The sequence below is a fragment of the Stenotrophomonas sp. CFBP8994 genome, from assembly GCF_034044835.1.
GTDB classification, from domain to species: domain Bacteria; phylum Pseudomonadota; class Gammaproteobacteria; order Xanthomonadales; family Xanthomonadaceae; genus Stenotrophomonas; species Stenotrophomonas rhizophila_A.
Genome location: NZ_JAXCWT010000001.1, coordinates 650,552 through 667,472, shown reverse-complemented (window position 1 = coordinate 667,472; position 16,921 = coordinate 650,552). Strand labels below are relative to the sequence as shown.

Genomic DNA, 16,921 nt, shown 5'->3' with positions numbered 1-16,921 from the left:
CCATGCGTTCCCTGACGTTGTACTTGTTGTTGCTGACCGTTCCTTCCTTCGCCTTCGCACAGACCCCGCTGGAAGGCACCGCGATCCAGGATCGCGCCGACCTGCCGCATGCCTCCGGCTTCGTTTCCCGCGCCGACAGCGCCAGCCACCTGCTCAATGCCATCGGCGCGCGTGCACGCCAGGCCGTGGTGATCAGCCCCAAGGCACTGAAGAAAAAGGTGAGCGGCAGCTTCGATCTGGCCCGCCCGCTTGACGTGCTGGCCAAGGTCTCCGCCGAACTGGGCCTGGTCTGGTACAGCGACGGCCAGTCCATCTACGTGTACGACGCCGACGAGCAGAAAAACGCCGTGGGTCGCCTGCGGCACACCTCCATCGCCACGTTGTCGGACTTTCTGCGCAAGGCGCGGTTGTCCGATACCCGCTACCCGGTGCGCGGCGGCGGCGCCGATGGCACCTTCTACGTGGCCGGCCCGCCGGTGTATGTGGACATCGTGATGAACGCGGCGCGCTATCTGGACGACCTGTATGAAGGCGCCGACGCCAGCCCGCACCACGTGGAAGTGATCAAGCTGGAGCACAGCTTCGTCAATGGTCGCCGCTACGGGATCCGCAGCACGGAAGTCGGCCTGCCGGGCATCGCTGAAGTGCTGGCCGGGGTGCTGCAGCTGGGCGACTTCGGCGCGGTGGTCAAGCAGCCGTCGCTGCCGGTCGACCCCTCCACCATCACCGAGGAACTACTCCCCGCCACCCCCGCGGCGCAGCCCGTGGCCCAGGTCGCCAGCACCGTGCCCAGTGGCCCGACCCCGGCAGTGGTGATGGCGTATTCGGAAACCAACAGCCTGATCGTGCGCGGCACGCTGGCGCAGATCGAACAGGTCAAGCGCCTGGTGGGCGAACTGGACGTGCCCCGCAAGCAGATCGAGATGTCGCTGTGGATCATCGACATCAAGAAGACCGAGCTGGACCGCCTTGGCGTGAACTGGAGCGGCGGCATCAACATCGGCAACCGCCTGGCGATCGGCATCAACCAGTCGCCCTCGGTGAGCACCCTCGATGGCAGCCGCTTCCTGGCCTCGGTCCAGGCCATGGCGAGCAAGGGTGACGCGCACATCATCTCGCGCCCGGTGCTGCTGACCCAGGAGAACATTCCGGCGTACTTCGACAGCAACCAGACCTTCTACACCCAGCTGGTGGGCGAGCGTGCGACCTCCCTGGAACAGGTGACCTACGGCACCCTGATCAGCGTGCGTCCCCGCATCTCCAGCGGCAACGACGTGGAAATGCAGCTGAAGATCGAGGACGGTGCCGCCGATGGCACCCGCTCGGTGGACGCACTGCCCCTGGTCAACCGTACCGTGATCGACACCGTGGCGCGGGTGCCGCAGGAGCTCAGCCTGCTGGTGGGTGGCTACACCCGCACGCAGGCCGACGACGGCTACAGCGGCATTCCCGGCCTGCGCCGCATTCCCGGCGTGGGAAAGCTGTTCGGTCACAACAGCCGTACGGCTGAAAGTCTGGTGCGCGTATTCCTGATCCAGCCGCGCCTGCTGACCGGCAGCGACCCGGTGGATGGCTACCGCATGCCCGAGGTGTATGGACCGGGGGTCGGCGACGACGTGCGTGACCAGATCCGCGCGCTGCACCCGCATCTGAAGTCGGTGGAGGGCGCGCATGGCACTGCCGGCCATTAATCGACCCGTCTCCGCGCCGCTGCCGGTGACGCCGCGGCAGGCAAGCACGCAGGGCGACCGGGATGACACCGCCAAGGACCTGCTGTCCGGTTTGGGCAAGCCATCCAGGCCCGGTTCGCTGGCCACGGCCATGTCCATGCAGGACGACCTGGCCGCGCTGGTAGCCTCGCTGCGCAATCGCCGGGACGGCCAACAGACCGGTGCCGGCGTGGAATCGCAGGCGTGGATCGACCATGTACTGGACGATGAGGTGCACGCCAAGGTCACGGACCTGCGCGCGCTGCTCGACGGCATGCGCAGCCCCGTGCAGTTGCTGGCGCTGCTCCGGCAGCTGTTCCCCGATCCCAGCGACATGCTGGCGGTGCTGCGTTCGCTGATCGCCGATGACGAACTGGAGGAACTGCGCGAGCTGTTGCAGCAGTCGATGGAGCAGCTGCTCGCCGACGACGCAGCGCAGGGCAATGGCGCGGCTACGCGCGGTGGCCTGAACGTGGCGATCAAGGCGCGGCTGGCCGCGCGCGGCAGCCAGTTCTCGGCCCGCGCGCTGCGCCAGAGCTACCGCGACTTCATCGGCAACCACCAGGACTGCGTGGGCGAATACGCCGGCTGGATCGCGCTGTACGGATTCGAGCGGCGCGCGCAGGTGGTCGACTTCATGGAGCAGGCGCTCGGCGCGGACATGTACTCACTCGACCCCAGTGCCTCGCATCTGGAGTTCGGCCGGCTGCTGCGCCAGGTGCGCAACCTGGCCGTGCTGCGCTCGACCGACCACCTGCTGGTCCAGGAAGCCACCCGCGACCGGCTGCTGGCGAGGCTGTCCACCACGGCCGAGGCCGTGGTGGGCGGGCTGCTGGATGTGGTGCGCGGCCTGCAGGACTGGGCCGGGCTGTTTGCCGGCCCCCTGGCCGATGCGCGGGTGGCGCTGTCGGCGCCCGAACGTGCGCGCCTGGTGCAGGCGCTGCGGCGCGCGCTGGGCGGTCTGCCTGATGCGGTATGGAGCGATGACCTCGCGCGTGAACGCGCGGCGCAGTCCCTGGAGAGGGTGGTGGTGGAAAGCATGAAACGCGAACGCTGGAGCGCCGGCCACGCCGGTGGGGTGGCCGTATGAACACGGTGACCCACACCCCCGCAGGCGGTTGGGGCCAGCGTGCCCGCGGCATCCTGCGCCCGGAGCTGGCCCTGGTGGTGCTGATGGCCGTGATCGTGGCCATGCTGATCATCCCGCTGCCGACGATCCTGGTCGACCTGCTGATCGGCCTGAACATGGCCGTGGCCATCGTGATTTTCCTGAGCTCGTTCTACGTCGAGCGCATCCTCAACTTCTCCACGTTCCCCTCGGTACTGCTGTTCACCACGCTGATGCGGCTGGCGCTGTCGGTCAGCACCAGACGGCTGATCCTGCTCGACGCCGATGCCGGCCACATCATCAGTGCCTTCGGCGATTTCGTGGTGGGCGACAACCTGGTGGTGGGTGCGGTGATCTTCGCCATCATCACCCTGGTCCAGTTCATCGTGATCACCAAGGGTTCCGAGCGTATCGGTGAAGTGGTGGCGCGCTTCTCGCTCGACGGCATGCCCGGCAAGCAGATGAGCATCGACGCGGACCTGCGCGCCGAGGCGATCACCTCGGAAGAAGCACAGCGCCGCCGTCGCGACGTGGAACGCGAAAGCCAGCTCTATGGCTCGTACGACGGTGCCATGAAGTTCGTGAAGGGCGATGCCATCGCCGGCATCGTGATCGTGTTCGTCAACCTGTTCGGCGGTATCGCCGTGGGCATGCTGCAGCATGGCATGGCGTTCTCGCAGGCGCTCAACACCTTCACCCTGCTGACCATCGGCGATGGCCTGGTCGCACAGATTCCCGCACTGCTGATCTGCATCAGCGCCGGTTTCATCGTCACCCGGGTCAGCGGCGAGAGCAACAACCTGGGCGCCAACATCCTGGGCGAACTGTTCAACAGCAACGTGGTACTCGGCACCGGCGCGGTGCTGGTGCTGCTGCTGGGCCTGCTGCCCGGCTTCCCGCTGCCGGTGTTCGCCGGCCTGGCCGTGGGCCTGGCGGCCATGCTGGTGTGGCGCCTGCGCCGCGCCAAGACCGCCGATGCCGGCGGCACCCCGGGGACGGGGCAGGGCGGCGCTGCGCCGCCGGCCGCCAAGGGCGACACCGCCAACGCCCGCCTCACCAGCGAAACCCTGCCGCTGATCCTGCTGATGCCGCCGGCACTGCATGAGGCGGGCGTTGCCGGCCAATGGGAAGAGCAGCTGCGTCACGACGCCTTCGTCAACACCGGCATGCAGCTCGCACCGCTGGTCCTGCGCAGCCACACCCCGGCCAAGGACCACGAGGTCAAGGTGCTGATCAACGAGATTCCGGCAGCGTCCTCGCACGTGGTCAGCGGGCACGTGCGGGTCTGGGGCCGGCAGGACGAACTGGAAGCACTCGACATGGGCCTGGTGGTACCGCACGACGGCGGCACCGCGCGCTGGGTGCTGGCCGACGCGCACGAAGACGTCCGCGCACTGGGGTGCGATGTCTCCAGCGACTACGAGGAACTGCGCCGGCTGGTGCACGGCGCGGTACAGCGCAACATCGGTGAGCTGTTCGGCATCCAGGAAGCCAAGCATGTCCTGGACGCGTTGGAGAAGCGCTTCCCCGAACTGGTCAAGGAAACCTACCGGCACATGCCGATCCAGCGCGTGGCCGAAGTGCTGCAGCGCCTGCTCCGCGAGGACGTTTCCATCCGCAACATGAAGGTGGTGCTGGAAACCCTGGCCCAGTGGGGCCAGCGCGAAAAGGACGTGATCCTGCTGGTGGAGCACGTGCGTGGCGCACTGGCCCGCTACATCTCCGCGCGCTTCGCCCGCGATGGGCGCATTCCCGCGATCCTGGTGTCCAGCCCGGTTGAAGACCAGATCCGCGCCGGCATCCGCCAGAGCCAGGGTGCGGCCTACCTCAACCTGGAGCCGGCCGAAGCCGGTGAGCTGATGGATCGCTTCGCCCTGCATGTCGGCGAAGTCGCCGCGCACCGCCCCGACGTGGTGCTGATGGTCGCGCCGGACATCCGCCGCTTCGTCAAGCGCTTCATTGAAACCCGCCTCCCCTCGACCGCGGTGCTCTCGTTCGCCGAGATCTCCGACACGGTCACCCTTGATGTGATGAGAAGCTTATGACCTCCCTTCTGGATACCCTCAACTCCGCCCTCAAGGAACTGGGCTGCGACCCATCGCGGTTCCAGTTCGACACCCACTCCTCGGTGGTGATGGGCTTTGCCGACGTGGGCGAGCTTCTGCTCGATCCGGTGGACGACATGGTGTACCTGTGGGGCCGCCTGGATACCTCGCCGGCCGAGCGCTTCAGCAACCGTGCCGATGAGCTGCTCACCGCGCTGTCGGCACCGGCCGCACACTTCGCCAATGGTTGCCTGGCGCTTCGCCAGCTTGAAGACGGCTGCCTGGTCGGCGGCGCGCTGCAGCCGGATTGTCGCCACGAGTCGAGCCTGCTGGCCGCTGCCATAGAAGGGTTCCACGCGCGCGTGATCGAACTCCAGGCCCTGCTGCGGTGACAGCGGCCACGCCCTGCTGGCGCCCTTGTGCCACGCCGGTCGCGATGCGTGCCGGCGAGCTGCGGGTACCCCTGCCGGATGTCGCGGTGGGCGAGCACTGCCACGTGCGCCATTCGGCGGGCGACGACCGTGTGCTCACCCATGGCGTGGTGACCCGGGTCGACCATGGCGTGGCCACGCTGGCGCTGATTGGTGCCCCGGTGCGGCTGGCAGCCGACGTGGTGGTGGCTGCCACCGGTCGCCCGCTGCAGGTGGCACTGGGCACGCATCTGCTCGGGTGCGTGCTGGACGGGTTCGGTGAAGTGGTGGAGCGGCTGCGCGATGGCGAAGACGCGACCGTAGCCGGTGTATCGGCACCGGTGCAGGCTGCGCCGCTGGACTATCGCCAGCGCCGTGCCATCCAGGCCCCGTTCGCCACCGGCATCCGTGCCCTGGACGCGTTGCTCACCGTAGGCGAAGGACAGCGCATGGGGGTTTTTGCCGCAGCTGGGTGCGGCAAAACCACCCTGGTGGAGATGCTGCTGGCCAACGCCGACTGCGATGTGCGCGTGGTGGCGCTGGTGGGCGAGCGGGGCCGTGAAGTGGCCTCCTTCGTCGATGCCATCCGCCACGGTCCGGCGGCCACGCGCACCATCATCGTGCAGGCCACCTCCGATACCTCGCCGGCCACCCGCGTCAACGCGGCGATGGTGGCCACCCGCATTGCCGAATACTTCCGCGACCAAGGCAGCCGGGTGCTGCTGGTCATGGACTCGGCCACCCGCTACGCGCGCGCGCTGCGTGACGTCGCATTGTCGGCCGGCGAACCGCCGGCACGGCGTGGTTTCCCCGCGTCGGTGTTCGAAGCACTGCCACGCCTGGTGGAGCGCCCGGGCAACGCACGGTCCGGAAGCATCACCGCGTTCTACACCGTGCTGCTGGAAGACGACGCCGACCCCGACCCGGTCGGCGAGGAAGTCAAATCGTTGCTGGACGGCCACGTGTACCTCAGCCCGCGCCTGGCCCAGCGCGGCCACTTCCCGGCCATCGACGTGCTGCGCAGCGCCAGCCGGCTGTACCCGCAGCTGGCCAGCGAGCGCCAGGCCGCCGCGGCCACCCGCGTGCGCGCGGTGATGGGCCGGTTGGATGACCTGCAGCTGCTGCGCGACATCGGCGAGTACCGCCCCGGTGCGCAGCCCGAGCAGGACGATGCCGTGGCCCGCGAACCGCGCCTGCTGGCATTCCTGCGCCAGCCGCTGCACGAACCGGTCACCTTTGATGCGGCGGTGGAGGCACTTGATGCGCTCGCCCGCTGACCCCGCGCGGCTGGCCACGCTGCTGGAGCATCGCGCCCACCGCCTGCGTCGCGACGCCAGCGCGCAGGCAGAGCAGGCTGCGCAACGGGACCGCGAAGCGCAGACCCTGCGCAGCGCGGCAGACGAGCGCCTGCAGGCCGCGCAGCTTGGCGAGGAACACGGGCTGGACCGCCAGCGCCTGTTCGAGCGCCTGCGCGGCGTCGCCATTGCCCGGGCGCACGTCCTGGAATGCGAACTGCGTGCTGGCCACCTGCAGGAGCAGGCCGGCGACGCCCGCGAGCAGGAACAGGAACTGCGCCATGCCGCCGCCGGTAACCACTCACGCGCGCGCCGGCTGCAGGCCGTCGGCGTGCATATCGACCAGAAGCACCGGCAGGCGCGCCTGCGCCGCCAGGAGCGCCAGATCCAAGAGGAATACACATGTCGTTGAAGATCCAAGAACCGCAGGTTGCCGTCATGGCGGCCAGCCCCGTCGACGCGGTCTCCCTGAGCGAGCGCGTGCAGGCCAGGCAGCCCCAGCCGAGCGCGCAGCACGCGGCCGAGCGGGCGCCTGAACCCACTGCCGAACCCACCGCTGAACAAGCGCCGGAGCAGTCGCCTTTCCTCGGCGACCTCGCGATGTGGGCGCCGGACGAGTCGGACAGAGACGTTGAGCAGGAGTGGGCGCGTGATTCCGCACCCTTGCCGCAGCGTGAGGTCCACATCCTGGCGACGGTGCAACGCGAGGGCGGCAGGGACGGGCAGGACATCGCCCACCGCGATCGGCGCGGAATGGCCGCACACGTGCAGGCGGCGGCTGCAGCGCCCGTGCTGCCGGCCATCACCTCACGGCCGCTGCCGACGGTGGCCAGTCCTGCGGCACCGATCGTGTCCGGCAATGAACCCGCGGCGCTGCTGCCAGCAGCGGTGGAGGGCAGCGTCCTGCCCGGCGCCAAGGCGCCGGCCGCCACGGCGGCCAGCAACGCCAGCGCCAACCTGCACGCCACCTCCCTGAACGGTGGCGCGGTGACCGATACCGCAGAAAAGCCCGGCCCGGCTGCCGCTTCGGCACAGGCCGCCACGGCCACCACGGCATCAGCACTGCCTTCGCGGGTGCAGCCGGGGCAGGGTGAGCGGACCGCGCGTGATGCATCGCCTGGCGCGCCGGTGAGTGCCGGCATGATGCGTACAGCGCCTGCAAGGGATGTCCCGGTCGCTGCGGCAGCTCCCGAACCGTCAGCGCCGGAACTGCTGCCAGCCGCCGGCCGCCCCGCCCCGACCGACCTCGCACAGGCCGCAGGTGCCACTGTGATGCCGCAACCGCACACCGGCGAAGCCGCGCCCGACGAGCAGGCAATGGCCGGCGCGCGTCGTGCCGAAGCCAACCTCGGCACCCGCCAGCATGTCCGCGCGGTGCGCCAGGCCGAAGCGTTGCAGACGGCCATGGCCCAGCGCGCCGACACCGCCAGCCACTTCAACGTGTCCTTCAAGAGCTGGGGCGCAGGCGCGGGTCACTCGGTCAGTGGACGCGTGGACGGCAACCGCCTGGTCCTGCAGCCGTCCTCGGCACGGGTCGGCCAGGCACTGTCTTCCGCGCTGGCGCCGCCGGGCGCTGACCTGCAGATCGCCGTCGAAAGCAGCGACAGCGCCACCGACGAACGGCGCCGCCGCGGCGGCCAGGGCCACGCATGAACGTGCGGCGCTGGCCCTTCCCAACGCTGACACCGGCCCAGGCCACCCAGGCGGCCAACCTCGCGGCGTGTGCACGCATGGGCATCACGCCCGACCAGCAACCGTTGCCGACGCGCGGCGCCATGCTGCGTTTCGACGTGAGCGGGCGCGGCGGCGTGCTGCGTCTGGCGGTTGCCGCGGACCAGTGGTGCCCGGCGATGCTGCCCGCGATGGGCGGACTGGCCTGGTCGGAGCTGGTGGACCGCAACGCACTGGCGTGCTGGCTGCCCGAGCGACCGCTGCTGGACATCGCCGCTGAGCCCTTCCATGGCGCGCAGGTAACCCTGCAGGACGTGGTGCCCATCAACGCGCTTGCGATGGGGCAGGGCGTGCAGCCCTGCCTGGCCACCGCGCAGGGACCTGCCTGGATCGAACACGCCGGGTGCGCCATTGCGGCGCCCTTGGCCGTACCGCTCCGTGCGCTGCGCGTTTGCACGGATCTGGGTATCGCCCGTCTTTCCCTGCCGCTGCACCGTCTGCGCGGCCTGGCCCCGGGTGCGGTGCTGCTCCTCGACCAGCTGCTGCCGGTCGCCCGCACGGGTGGCCGCCGCCTGTACTCCTTCGACTTCACCCTAGAGACCATCTCCGTGAACACACCCTTCGATTTCCTCGACGACGACGACGGCAGCGCCGAGATCGCCCCATCCGCCCCGGCACCCACGGCCGCCACCGCGCCCGGTATCGACATCAAGCGCCTGCCGGTGAACGTCGACGTGGTGCTGTGCCAGCTGCAGCACGCCGTCGGCGAACTGGACGGGCTGCAGCCCGGTACCGTCTTCCACCTGCCCGCCGATGCCTGGAAGCAGCTGCAGCTGCGGGTCAACGGCCAGCTGATCGCCCGCGGTGAGCTGGTGCAGGTGGGTGACCAGCTCGGCGTACAGCTGGCGCAGGCGCCCGTGCTGCCATGAATTTCGTCAACAACGACATCTCGCTGATCGCGGTCATGTCGATGGCTGCGCTGCTGCCGTTCCTGATCGCAGCCGGCACCTGCTACCTGAAGTTCTCCGTGGTGTTCGTGCTGCTGCGCAACGGCCTGGGCCTGCAGCAGGTGCCTTCCAACATGGTGCTCAATGCACTGGCGCTGATGCTGGCGTTCTACGTGATGCAGCCGATCGTGCAGAACATGTACGACGCCTACCTGGCGCTGGACGCCCCGCTCAATTCGGTGGCGGCGGTGGTCACCTTCCTCGACAGCAGCCTGGACGGCTACAAGGTCTACCTGGCCACCTACTCGGACCCCGAGCTGGTGAAGTTCTTCGAGCGCGCCCGCCATGCCGAAACCGGCATGCCGGTACCGGACCTGGAACCGCATGAGCGCTCGCTGTTCGCGCTGATGCCCAGCTATGCCCTGAGCGAGCTGAAGGATGCGTTCCGCATCGGCTTCTACCTGTACCTGCCGTTCGTGGTGATCGACCTGGTGGTGTCCAGCGTGCTGCTGTCGCTGGGCATGATGATGATGAGCCCGGTGACCATCTCCGCGCCGATCAAGCTGATCCTGTTCGTGGCGATGGATGGCTGGAGCCTGCTCTCGCAGGGTCTGGTGCGCCAGTACCTCGACGTGCCGATGTAGCCATGGACGCGATCATGTTCATGGGCAACAAAAGCCTGCTGCTCATCCTCCTGCTGTCGGCCGCGCCGGTGGCCGTGGCCACCATCGTCGGCCTGGCCATCGGCCTGTTCCAGACCGTGACCCAGCTGCAGGAGCAGACCCTTCCCTACGGCGCCAAGCTGCTGGCGGTGATCGCCTGCCTGCTGGTGCTGATGACCTGGATGTCGGCGCGCATGCTGGATTTCGCCCGGCTGGCGCTGCACACCGCGCTGAACGGGTAGGGCAGTGCAGCTTTCCGCGCTCGACACCGAACTGGTCGCGCTGGCCCGCGACCACGGCCTGCCGGCGCTGCTGGGCATGGCCCGCATCGGCGCCTGCCTGGTCTGGATTCCGTATCTGTCTCCGGGCGTCATGCCGGCGAAGATGACCCGGACCGTGGTGGCGATGATGATCCTGATCGGCCTGTGGCCGTCCACCGCCGGCGCCACGGTGCCGCCCGACATCCTCTCCATGGCCGGCGTAGTACTTCGCGAAGTATTGATCGGCACCGCCATCGGGCTGGTGGTGGCGCTGCCGTTCCACATCTTCCACGGCATGGGCGCCATCATCGACAACCAGCGCGGCGCCGGCATCGGCGCCATGCTCGACCCGGTCAGCGGCATGGAGGCGACCGAAACCTCCAACCTGCTGCAGCTGATGAGCGTGGTGGTGTTCCTGGCCACCGACGGCATGATCGTACTGCTGGAAGTCATCCAGGACAGCTACGTGCTGATTCCCATGGGCGGCGTGCTCGCGCTGGACCTGGCGCGCGTGCAGGACTTCGCCGGCACGCTGCTGGCCGGGGCGGTGCGCATGGCGCTGCCGGTGCTGCTGCTGCTGTTCCTGGTGGAGGTGCTGCTTGGCGTGCTGTCGCGCTTTGCGCAGCAGATGAATCCGTTCTCCATCTCGCTGGCGGTGAAGTCGTACATCGCCTTCATCGCGCTGCTGTTCTATCTCATGCCCACCGTGGCCCAGCAGGTGCCGTTGATCCGCGACAGTACCGACGCCCTCCAACTGCTGCTGGCGGTGCCGAGGTGAAGACCGAAAAGCCCACCCCGCATCGCCTGCTCAAGGAATCGAAGAAGGGCAAGAGCTTCGTCAGCCGTGACCTGGCCGGGTTGACGGTGCTGGTGGCCGGGCTGGTGGCCATGACCACGATGATCTCCAGCCGGGCACTGCACGGCTTCTACCGTGGCATGGCCGAGCGTGGCTTCAGCCTGACCCCGGCCGAGGCCGCGTGGCAGGCCACGGTGGCCTTCCTGTGGATTGCGGTGCCGGTGGGTGCTGCCGCCATCGTCGCCGCCGTGCTGATCTCGCTGGTGCAGAGCCGTGGCGTGATCGCCGCCGAAGCGGTCCGGATCGACCTGGCCCGGGTGAATCCGATTTCCGGGTTCAAGAACCTGTTCTCGCTCAAGACCATCAAAGGGCTGGTAACGGCGGTGCTGTACCTGCTGGCAGGCATCATCTTCGCGGTGCTGGCCTGGAAGCTGTTCGCACCGTCCCTGTTCGCCCAGGTGCAGATGCCGGACAAAGCCGCCGGCGCGCTCTGGTACAGCGTGGGCTGGCGCAGTACGGCGCTGCTGCTGGCAGTGCTGTCGCCGATCGCGCTTGCCGCGGCGTTCGTCGAATACCGGCTGTACATCCGCGAGATGCGCATGGAAAAGCACGAGGTCAAGCAGGAGCACAAGGATCACAACGGCAACCCCGAAATCAAGCAGCGCCGCCGCCAGATCGGCGAAGAGCTCTCGGCCCAGGTGCAGTCCGATATCGCCGGCTCGTCGATGATCCTGGCCAATCCGACCCACATTGCGGTGGGCATCTTCGTGCATCCCGACTACCCGGGCCTGCAGTTCGTGTCGCTGCGTGAACGCGGCAACCGCGCACGCAAGGTCATCGCCTTTGCCGAGCGCCTGGGCATCCCGGTCGTGCGCGACATTCCGGTCGCGCGCGCGGTCTACTTCAAGGCGCGCCGCTACCAGTTCGTGCCGGCCGAGCTGGTCACGCCCATCGCCCGGATCCTGATGTGGCTGAAGGACATCGAGCGCAACCATGCCGAAGCGCCATCAGATTCCGATCCTTCCGCTGATTCTGCGCCGGATGCGACACCCGACCTTGACGACACGTCCCCGCGTCCGCCCGCCGGATGAGTGAAACCCGAAAGCCTCCCCTTCGCACCCCCGCCACACTGTGCTTGTCCTGCAGCGCCGTTGGCACCAACCCGGTAACCCACCATGACTTTTGCCCCCGACGCCCCCGCTGGATCCGACACCGACCAGGCCCAGCTCGATGAACTTGCCCAGCTGTTGTTCGAAGGTGCCCAGACCGGCGCCGCCATCAAGGATCTGAAAGGGGTCAGCGATGACCTGCTGGAAAGCGTGTACGCGTATGCGCACCGCTTCTACACCGACGGCCGTCTGGACGAGGCCGAAACATTCTTCCGCTTCCTGTACCTGTACGACTTCTACAACGGCGATTACGCACTGGGCCTGGCCGCAGTGCTGCAGATGAAGAAGGAATACGCCAAGGCCATCGACATGTACGCGCTGGCCTACGCGCTGCTCAAGGGCGACGAACGGCCGATGCTGCATGTCGGCCAGTGCCACCTGGCCATGGGCAAGCTCGCCATGGCCAAGGGCTGCTTCGAAACCGTGCAGCTGCGCTCCACCGATCCGGCCCTGCTTGCGCGGGCCAAGGTCTACCTGCAGGCGCTGGCCAGCAATGGCGACGCCCCTCCCGATACCACCGAGGAAACCGATTCCGCATGACTACCATTGCTTCCGCCGGCGCCACGCCGCTGGCTTTCACTCTCCCGCCCGCGGCACGCGCCGAGGGCGCCGCCAAAGCTGCTGCGGGCTTTGGCTCGGTGCCACTGCAACGCATCCAGGAGATCGACAGCCAGGTCCAGAAACTGCTGGCCGATGCCGCAGGCGAGCGCCACGGCACCTCGACCGAAGCGGAAGCACCCCATGCCAACGCACCGGCATTGCGCAAGGCCGACATGCCGCGCATCGTCCGTGCAGCAATGCAGCAGGCCAGCGCCAGCAGCGCCCCGCAGACGCCCATGACCCCGGAAGCGGCCATGACCCTGCTGGCGATGCAGCTGAGTGAGCTGATCACCGAAGAGAACGGGCGCAGCCTTGCCTCGCAGCTGGAGCTGGTGAAGCAGCGCCTGGCCCAGCGCGCCGCTTCGGCGGCGGAGCTGTCCGAAGCCATCCGTCTGGCGCAGGCGCTGGTCGATTCGGCAATGGGCGAGGTCGGCACTGCCGAAGGCGAACTGGCCGCAGCCCTGGAAGCCCTGAAGCAGGCCGAGGCCGAAGTGGCCCGTCTGGAACAGGCGCTGGCCGATGCCCCGCCGGAAGAGCAGGACGCCATCCGCGCCCAGCTGGAAGCCGCCAAGAGCAAGGCCGCCGAACAGCAGGCCCGGGTGGGCGACGCGACCAAGGCGCTGGCAGAGGCGGTAGCCGTGCTCGACAAGGCCTTGGGCGATCTGGAAGCCTTCAAGAGCGCAGCCGACAGCCTCGACCCGAACGGCAGCGTCAGTGCGCGTGGCGACGAGAAGGCCCGCACCAACGCGGCGATGCTCAGCGAGCTGCTGGCCGTGCTTCAGGAAATCATCGGCAAGGCCAATGACAAGAAGCTGGAAGAGGACACCCGCCTGCTGCAGGAGGTCTTGAAGCTCCGTGAAGCCGAGAACCTGCGCCGCTCGCAGGAGTACCAGGACGAGCTGGCCAAGGCCGAAGCCGCCCAGAAGAAGATGGGCTGCATCGGCAAGATCGTCGGCTGGGTGGTCACCGTGGTTGCCGTGGTGGCTGCCCCGTTCACCGGTGGCGCCAGCATGGTGCTGGCCGGCGTCGGCCTGGCCTTGGCCATCGGTGAAGAGCTGGGCCTGGACGTGATGGGCAAGATCATGGAACCCATCATGAAGCTGGTGATGGAGCTGGTGAAGCAGGTGGGCAATATCATCGGCGACGTACTCACCTCGCTCGGCGTGTCGTCCGCGTTCGTGGACAAGATCAAGGACGTGCTGGGCGTCATTGCGGTGGCCGCGATGATCATCGCCGCCGTGGTCCTGACCAAGCGCCTGGCCGGCACCGTTGCCGTGCAGCAGCTGGCCAAGGCCGTGACCCGCGCTGTTTCGGAGGCGATCAGCAAGGCCCTGCCACAGATGATCAAGGCCGCCGCGCGCTCGGTCAGCCACACCGTGGATGACGTGGCCAAATCCCTCAGCAAGACGATGGCCAAGGTCACAGGCAGCAATGCCGACACCCTGGCGGTGCGCTCCGGCCAGGCCATCAAGGCCTCCCATACCCTGCAGTTCGCCAACCAGGCCAGCCAGGGCGTGGGCTCGATCATCATCGCGGAAATGTACGTCGATGCCGCCAAGCTGCTGAAGGATCTCGAGATCGGCCTGGCGGACAGCAAGATCTTCCGCGATCTCATCCAGAAGATCCTGGAGTACTTCATGCAGACCAACAACCTGGTCGCGGATCTGTTCCAGCAGATGACCAACGTACAGGAATCGCAGCACGACACCGCGCGATTCGTCACCGCCCGCATCGGCAGCGCCCACGCCTGAGCGCGTTGACCCTCCATCACTACATCCAAGGACTTCCATGCCTCTTGACATTGCCCACAAGTCGGGTCACCCCACCACCTTCATGCCGCTCAACACCGCGCTCAAGCAGCCGACGAGCGGCGCAGTCCCACCGGAGGAGATGAGTCTTGCCACGCTGGCTGCACTGGTCGCGGCCGTCACCTCTGCAACAACCGACGAGCAGCGCACCCGCGGAAAGAGCGGCGGCGCCTCGACGGTGCAGCTGCGAGAGCCGGCGATGGACGACCAGGCTGCCAAGCTGGTGCTGGCGGGAGTCATCGTCACACTCCCCAACCTGCTGGCCGCACTGGCTACTGCCAGCGATCCGATCCAGTACGAGGCCGGTGCCGAGACCCGCGTCACCGAGGGTGTCGCCGTCCAGTCGCAGCCGCGTGCTGACGTCAATGGGCCGGCGGCAGTGATGTCACAGGTTACGGCGACCGGGATGGATACCGATGTCGCAGACCGCTCGGCGCAAGCAGGCGCCTTCATCAAGAGCAGCCCATTCAGTAACCTTCTGGCCCTGTTGCGGCAGTTGCTCCTCAGGTTCGAAAAACTGGACCGCGACAACAGCGCGCAGATGGTGGAGATACAACGACAGATCACCATCATTGCCGGAGAAAAGGGAGTCGAAAAGGCTAAAGAAAGCCTGGTAGGCGCCATCGGCGCGGCGGTGATGACCGGTGCAATCGGCGCCGCGGCGCTGAAGCAGACGTTCAAGTCCACGTCGATGCAGGTTCGCTCTGCCGATAAGAACGTGATGGACGGCAACAAGCTCGACGCCACCGTAAAGTCGTCAAGTGGCGTCGCCAAGGGCAACACGACGCCAACCGCCGACATGCGCCCCTCCCGCGGTGTGGACGGCACGCCAGCGAAGGCTGGTCCTGGCGGCGATCGACCGAGTGCTGCCGTGCAGGCGGACGCCGATGCGCCGCCGGGAATGAAGCACATCGGTCGCGAGCAACCTGCGGCGGGTGGCGTAGACGAGCTCCATGCGGATCACCCGGAGGTGGGCGCGAGGTCCCAGATCCCCGCAGGCAACGCCATGTTGCTCAACATGATGGGACCCGGTATCGGCAACGCGGTGGGCTCCGGCGTACAGATTGAAGCCGAGATGACCGAGGCCGAGCGCCAGCTGTTGCTGCAGGTGGCCGATGTCTTCCGGCGCATTGCGGATGAACAGCAGGACCAGTCGGCCCGTTCGCGCGAGATGCGTGACGCTGCAGCACAGCTCTACGAGAGCCTGCTCAACCTCATCTCGTCCACTTCCGCCCACATCATTTCAAAGTCCTGAGAAATCTATGGAAATCATCAAGAGCACCGCCGCACGGGCGGCCATGTATCCCTTGCAGAACCCGCAGGGCGACATCAAGCAGGGCACCATCGAAGCGCCTGCGCTGGATCCGGAAACCCGTTCACGTCTTCTCCAGCTGGGACAGGCCGCGCGTACCGCGAGGAGCACCGTCGCCCAACAGATTGCGCTGAGCAGCGCCTTGGAATCCGATGGCCTTGGCACACTGGGGCCGGCAACGGCGGAGGCCCTGGCTGACTCGGTGGCCATGGAAGACCTGAAGCGCAGGAAGCAGAAGGAGTCCGAGCTCGCCAGTGCCCTGCAGCACACCCTGCAGACGTCAACGCGACAGCAGACCGATCTGTTGCGCATCTTCTCCTTCCTCATGCCGCAGATCGTGGTGGAGGATGAAGACAATGTGAGCCTGCCGGGCCTCAAGGCGCCGATGCAGAATCCGGCCGACATGGATATGAGCGGCCTGATCTGGAACTCGCATGCCGACTTCTTCGCGCAGATCAGTGCGCTGCTGGAGGTGTTGAAGACCGAGTGGCTGAGCAAGTACCAGGACGTGCTCTCGAACTTCCTCGAGTTCTATAAAAAGTTCTCGGACATCATGGAGCAGATCAAGTTCGAGGCCAGTGGCGACAAGGGTGATGTGACCTCCGATTTCACCGATGTCAAGGCGGCGCTTGACAAGCTTTACACCGACTACGCCGCTCTCTCCGGTGCACTTGCATCCTTTTCCAGTTACGAAGCCGCTGACGCATTCAGAAAGTCTCTGGGACTGCCGGGCATGGGTATCGTCGAAGGCAGCGACGGAACCTACAAGCTGATGATGGATCTCGACCCCCTCAGCGGGCTGCTTAGCGACATGCCGGACGGCAAGGTGAAATGGGATAGCGCCAAATACAACTCCTGGATATCGGCGAAAGACAGCAACATGGAGCAGATCAAGCACGTCAGCAAAGTTCTGGGCGAGAAGCTCAATGAGATGACCCAGAAGTACGACAACATTGTGAAAATCCTGAGCTCGTCGATCGAGAAGATGTCCGAAGCCAACAACGCTTACGTCCACAACACCTGATAGTAGTCGGTCTTTCTGCGGGCGTTGTTTCGTTGCGTTCCCCTAACTATTGCCGGCGCTGGTATCCAGCGCCGGCAATCTGGTTGGCGGCGGCTGAACGCGGCC

Annotated in this window: 16 protein-coding genes; all 16 read left to right on the top strand. The window is 67.0% G+C overall.

Annotated elements, in window-relative coordinates:
• Positions 1 to 2 precede the first annotated feature (2 nt).
• The 16 genes from sctC to SOM39_RS03110 all read left to right on the top strand — a co-directional run bounded on the left by sctC (position 3) and on the right by SOM39_RS03110 (position 16,816).
• Positions 3 to 1,691: a type III secretion system outer membrane ring subunit SctC gene (sctC, locus tag SOM39_RS03185; protein WP_320457455.1), complete on the top strand. Its 1,689-nt coding sequence runs from the start codon at positions 3 to 5 to the stop codon at positions 1,689 to 1,691.
• Positions 1,672 to 2,799: a type III secretion system gatekeeper subunit SctW gene (gene sctW, locus SOM39_RS03180; protein WP_320457454.1), complete on the top strand. Its 1,128-nt coding sequence runs from the start codon at positions 1,672 to 1,674 to the stop codon at positions 2,797 to 2,799. Before sctC ends, sctW begins: the two co-directional genes overlap by 20 nt.
• On the top strand, positions 2,796 to 4,862 hold the full coding sequence (locus SOM39_RS03175; RefSeq protein WP_320457453.1) for an EscV/YscV/HrcV family type III secretion system export apparatus protein: 2,067 nt from the start codon (positions 2,796 to 2,798) through the stop codon (positions 4,860 to 4,862). The genes sctW and SOM39_RS03175 overlap by 4 nt, the downstream gene beginning before the upstream one ends.
• Positions 4,859 to 5,254: a hypothetical protein gene (locus SOM39_RS03170; protein ID WP_068853572.1), complete on the top strand. Its 396-nt coding sequence runs from the start codon at positions 4,859 to 4,861 to the stop codon at positions 5,252 to 5,254. The genes SOM39_RS03175 and SOM39_RS03170 overlap by 4 nt, the downstream gene beginning before the upstream one ends.
• Positions 5,255 to 5,298: 44 nt before the next feature.
• Positions 5,299 to 6,549, top strand: a complete 1,251-nt coding sequence (locus tag SOM39_RS03165) for a FliI/YscN family ATPase (RefSeq protein ID WP_320457452.1) — start codon at positions 5,299 to 5,301, stop codon at positions 6,547 to 6,549.
• Positions 6,533 to 6,979, top strand: coding sequence for a hypothetical protein (locus SOM39_RS03160; protein WP_320457451.1), 447 nt, complete (start codon positions 6,533 to 6,535; stop codon positions 6,977 to 6,979). The genes SOM39_RS03165 and SOM39_RS03160 overlap by 17 nt, the downstream gene beginning before the upstream one ends.
• A 26-nt stretch (positions 6,980 to 7,005) precedes the next feature.
• On the top strand, positions 7,006 to 8,220 hold the full coding sequence (locus SOM39_RS03155) for a hypothetical protein (RefSeq protein ID WP_320457450.1): 1,215 nt from the start codon (positions 7,006 to 7,008) through the stop codon (positions 8,218 to 8,220).
• A complete protein-coding gene (locus SOM39_RS03150; protein ID WP_320457449.1) occupies positions 8,217 to 9,167 on the top strand; it encodes a FliM/FliN family flagellar motor switch protein in 951 nt (316 codons plus the stop codon). Before SOM39_RS03155 ends, SOM39_RS03150 begins: the two co-directional genes overlap by 4 nt.
• Positions 9,164 to 9,829 carry an EscR/YscR/HrcR family type III secretion system export apparatus protein gene (locus SOM39_RS03145; RefSeq protein ID WP_095363516.1) on the top strand — a complete coding sequence of 222 codons (666 nt, stop codon included), beginning with the start codon at positions 9,164 to 9,166 and terminating at the stop codon, positions 9,827 to 9,829. Before SOM39_RS03150 ends, SOM39_RS03145 begins: the two co-directional genes overlap by 4 nt.
• A 2-nt stretch (positions 9,830 to 9,831) precedes the next feature.
• A complete protein-coding gene (gene sctS / locus SOM39_RS03140) occupies positions 9,832 to 10,089 on the top strand; it encodes a type III secretion system export apparatus subunit SctS (protein WP_068853566.1) in 258 nt (85 codons plus the stop codon).
• Between the two features lie 4 nt (positions 10,090 to 10,093).
• Positions 10,094 to 10,885, top strand: a complete 792-nt coding sequence (gene sctT, locus SOM39_RS03135) for a type III secretion system export apparatus subunit SctT (RefSeq protein WP_095363514.1) — start codon at positions 10,094 to 10,096, stop codon at positions 10,883 to 10,885.
• Complete coding sequence (locus SOM39_RS03130; RefSeq protein ID WP_320457448.1) at positions 10,882 to 11,994, top strand: EscU/YscU/HrcU family type III secretion system export apparatus switch protein; 1,113 nt, start codon at positions 10,882 to 10,884, stop codon at positions 11,992 to 11,994. The genes sctT and SOM39_RS03130 overlap by 4 nt, the downstream gene beginning before the upstream one ends.
• 84 nt (positions 11,995 to 12,078) lie before the next feature.
• A complete protein-coding gene (locus SOM39_RS03125; protein ID WP_093533441.1) occupies positions 12,079 to 12,612 on the top strand; it encodes a SycD/LcrH family type III secretion system chaperone in 534 nt (177 codons plus the stop codon).
• Positions 12,609 to 14,423, top strand: a complete 1,815-nt coding sequence (gene sctE / locus SOM39_RS03120) for a type III secretion system translocon subunit SctE (protein ID WP_320457447.1) — start codon at positions 12,609 to 12,611, stop codon at positions 14,421 to 14,423. The genes SOM39_RS03125 and sctE overlap by 4 nt, the downstream gene beginning before the upstream one ends.
• A 37-nt stretch (positions 14,424 to 14,460) precedes the next feature.
• Positions 14,461 to 15,735: a hypothetical protein gene (locus SOM39_RS03115; RefSeq protein ID WP_320457446.1), complete on the top strand. Its 1,275-nt coding sequence runs from the start codon at positions 14,461 to 14,463 to the stop codon at positions 15,733 to 15,735.
• A gap of 7 nt (positions 15,736 to 15,742) precedes the next feature.
• Positions 15,743 to 16,816, top strand: a complete 1,074-nt coding sequence (locus SOM39_RS03110; protein ID WP_320457445.1) for an IpaD/SipD/SspD family type III secretion system needle tip protein — start codon at positions 15,743 to 15,745, stop codon at positions 16,814 to 16,816.
• The last annotated feature ends 105 nt before the right edge of the window (positions 16,817 to 16,921 follow it).

Bases quoted from the DNA above. Each gene is read 5' to 3' on its own strand.
- sctC (WP_320457455.1), top strand. From the start codon at position 3: ATGCGTTCCCTGACGTTGTACTTGTTGTTGCTGACCGTTCCTTCCTTC.
- sctW (WP_320457454.1), top strand. From the start codon at position 1,672: ATGGCACTGCCGGCCATTAATCGACCCGTCTCCGCGCCGCTGCCGGTG.
- SOM39_RS03175 (WP_320457453.1), top strand. From the start codon at position 2,796: ATGAACACGGTGACCCACACCCCCGCAGGCGGTTGGGGCCAGCGTGCC.
- SOM39_RS03170 (WP_068853572.1), top strand. From the start codon at position 4,859: ATGACCTCCCTTCTGGATACCCTCAACTCCGCCCTCAAGGAACTGGGC.
- SOM39_RS03165 (WP_320457452.1), top strand. From the start codon at position 5,299: ATGCGTGCCGGCGAGCTGCGGGTACCCCTGCCGGATGTCGCGGTGGGC.
- SOM39_RS03160 (WP_320457451.1), top strand. From the start codon at position 6,533: ATGCGCTCGCCCGCTGACCCCGCGCGGCTGGCCACGCTGCTGGAGCAT.
- SOM39_RS03155 (WP_320457450.1), top strand. From the start codon at position 7,006: ATGGCGGCCAGCCCCGTCGACGCGGTCTCCCTGAGCGAGCGCGTGCAG.
- SOM39_RS03150 (WP_320457449.1), top strand. From the start codon at position 8,217: ATGAACGTGCGGCGCTGGCCCTTCCCAACGCTGACACCGGCCCAGGCC.
- SOM39_RS03145 (WP_095363516.1), top strand. From the start codon at position 9,164: ATGAATTTCGTCAACAACGACATCTCGCTGATCGCGGTCATGTCGATG.
- sctS (WP_068853566.1), top strand. From the start codon at position 9,832: ATGGACGCGATCATGTTCATGGGCAACAAAAGCCTGCTGCTCATCCTC.
- SOM39_RS03125 (WP_093533441.1), top strand. From the start codon at position 12,079: ATGACTTTTGCCCCCGACGCCCCCGCTGGATCCGACACCGACCAGGCC.
- sctE (WP_320457447.1), top strand. From the start codon at position 12,609: ATGACTACCATTGCTTCCGCCGGCGCCACGCCGCTGGCTTTCACTCTC.
- SOM39_RS03115 (WP_320457446.1), top strand. From the start codon at position 14,461: ATGCCTCTTGACATTGCCCACAAGTCGGGTCACCCCACCACCTTCATG.
- SOM39_RS03110 (WP_320457445.1), top strand. From the start codon at position 15,743: ATGGAAATCATCAAGAGCACCGCCGCACGGGCGGCCATGTATCCCTTG.